Genomic DNA, 2,509 nt, shown 5'->3' on the forward strand with positions numbered 1-2,509 from the left:
TTTGTAAAATAATAGTCGCTACCCTAACCTAGACAACGTATCGAATTCTACTTAATTAAGCTACTATAAAGAAAGAGAATGTCTACATCCAATAAAGTGAGGGGAAACGCAAATGAAATTCGATCATACCAATGAGCATCTGGACGAAGAGATGGTTATCATACAGGCCAATATTGATGACATGAACCCGGAATGGAGCCCTTTTGTGACGGATAAGCTGCTGGAAATGGGTGCCAACGATGTCTATTGGATCCCGATCATCATGAAGAAAGGAAGACCGGGGTTGATGCTGAACGTGCTGATTCACGCGAATTTGCTTGAGAAAGCGGAAACCGTCATTTTTCGGGAAACGACCACGTTAGGCTTACGCTATATGCGCGCCGCATGCCACCGGTTGGGAAGAGGATTCGAGAAAGTAACCACTCCCTGGGGCGACATTACTGTAAAAACCGGCTATCATCGCGGCGAGCTTGTTCAGTTTGCCCCTGAATTTGCGGATTGCGAGCGGGCTGCCAAAGCGAACAACGTCCCGCTGCAAGCCGTATATGAAGCAGCCCGAAGACAGTTTGGCACAGAAAAGGAAAAGTAAGGCTGCTGTGTGAGAGACCCTTTAAGTCTCTCGCTCATGAGAATGCTGTTGATTTCCATGAGCATGGTCGTGTTTATGAGCATGGTCGTGTTTATGAGCATGATCGTGTTTATGAGCATGATCGTGTTTATGAGCATGATCGTGTTTATGCTCATGGACGTTTGGATGCTCGTGCTCATGCTGATGTCCATGTGGATGCTCGTGCTCGTGCTGATGTCCATGTGGATGCTCGTGCTCATGGTCGTGAAGCTGCCTGCTTCCATGATTGACTCGGTTCGGCGCTTGCTGCAGGCGGCCTGCGATCGGCTCTTCCAATACGCCGACCACGACGCGGAGTACGTTCGGTTGGTCGGGAAGATCCCGGGTGCCGGCGCCGTATCCGATGGATTCGACAATCATCGGAGGCAGCCCGGAGGAAAATTCATCCACAATCCCCGAAGCGATACCCGCACCGGTAGGCGTCGTCATTTCCATCCGGTAAACGGTCGCAGCGATCGGCAATCCTTTCATCATCTCCAGCGTTGCCGGCGCCGGTACAGGATAGATGCCGTGGCTGCATTTAACGGTTCCCGATCCAAGCGGCACCGGGGAGCAGTAGATCCGTTCGATGCCAAGCGAATCGAGAGCAAGCGCGACTCCGATGACGTCCACGATGGAATCGATCGCTCCGACTTCATGGAAATGAACGGTTTCAACAGGAATGTTATGGATTTTCGCTTCCGACGTCCCGATTTTATCGAAGATGGCAAGGCTCAGCGATACGACGCGTTCGTTGAAGCCAGCCTGCCGGATCATCGTCACGATTTCCGAATAATGGCGATGATGTTGAGGCAGGGCGTCAGGCTCGAGCAGAACGTCCATTTTTAAGGCTGATATCCCCTGCTTAGAAACCCGCTGCCACTGCAAAGTGAAAGGTTCGATGCGAATTTTGGCCAATTCGCGCTCGACATACTCCCGGTCGGCTCCCGCATCGATTAACGCGGCCAGCGTCATATCACCGCTAATCCCGGAGAAGCAGTCGAAGTAAATGATCTTCAAGCTATCCCAACCTTTTTGACATATTTTGGTTGATGAGTCCCGCCATATAACCGGCACCGAAGCCGTTGTCGATATTGACGACTGAAACGCCGGGGGAGCATGAATTCAACATGGACAGCAGCGCTGCCAAACCCTGCAGGTTTGCTCCGTATCCGATGCTCGTCGGAACGGCGATGATGGGGCTGGCGACCAGACCGCCAACGACACTGGTCAGTGCGCCTTCCATGCCCGCCGCGACAACGATCGCATTCGCACCTCGGATCAAGGGGAGTCTCCTGAACAACCGATGGATGCCGGCAACACCGACGTCATACACCCGCTCCACCCGGCTGCCCATACACTCCGCCGTTAAGGCGGCCTCTTCCGCTACCGGCAAATCCGAAGTGCCGGCGCAGACGACCGCGATATAGCCATCGTGCTTCTCCAGGGGCGGGTTGCGAAACCAGGTTACCGCGCGCGGTGTCGGATGGTAGACGGAACCGCTGATCGCCGCGGCAATCGCATCCGCTTTCGCGGAATCAATTCTTGTAGCGAGCACGCGATCATTGTGCGCCATCATTTTCTGCATAATAAGTATGATCTGCTCGGCCGTTTTCCCTTCCCCGAAAATAACCTCAGGAAAGCCGGTTCGCTGCTCGCGGTTCAGGTCCAGCTGCGCGAAACCGAGATCTTCTTCACCCGGCATGATTGACTTCAACCGTAATTCCGCTTCCTCAGCCGACAGGTCTCCCGCTTGAACAAGCTTCAGAATGTGTCCGATATCCATCATCGGATAGCGGCTTTCTTGACTTTGTCTACAGTTTCGCTGCCGAGTACCTCGTTCATACTGCCGGTCCGGTAACCTTGCAGATCGAGCGTGACGTAAGAGAAACCAAGTGCGAT

The 2,509-nt window shown here is 53.3% G+C and carries 3 protein-coding genes; 1 reads left to right on the forward strand and 2 read right to left on the reverse strand.

The window, feature by feature from the left end:
- Nucleotides 1-112 precede the first annotated feature (112 nt).
- Complete coding sequence (gene larC2, locus ACFPYJ_RS18345) at nt 113-589, forward strand: nickel pincer cofactor biosynthesis protein LarC2 (protein ID WP_379189626.1); 477 nt, start codon at nt 113-115, stop codon at nt 587-589.
- 21 nt (nt 590-610) lie between these two features.
- On the opposite strand, the gene larC is transcribed toward larC2, so the two are convergent.
- On the reverse strand, nt 611-1,627 hold the full coding sequence (larC, locus tag ACFPYJ_RS18350; RefSeq protein ID WP_379189627.1) for a nickel pincer cofactor biosynthesis protein LarC: 1,017 nt from the start codon (nt 1,625-1,627) through the stop codon (nt 611-613).
- Nucleotide 1,628: 1 nt separating this feature from the next.
- Entirely contained in the window at nt 1,629-2,396 is a 768-nt protein-coding gene (gene larB / locus ACFPYJ_RS18355) for a nickel pincer cofactor biosynthesis protein LarB (RefSeq protein WP_379189628.1), read from the reverse strand.
- Nucleotides 2,397-2,509: the final 113 nt, after the last annotated feature.

Origin of the sequence: Paenibacillus solisilvae (assembly GCF_042656405.1) — a bacterium.
In the GTDB taxonomy this organism is placed as follows: domain Bacteria; phylum Bacillota; class Bacilli; order Paenibacillales; family Paenibacillaceae; genus Paenibacillus_Z; species Paenibacillus_Z solisilvae.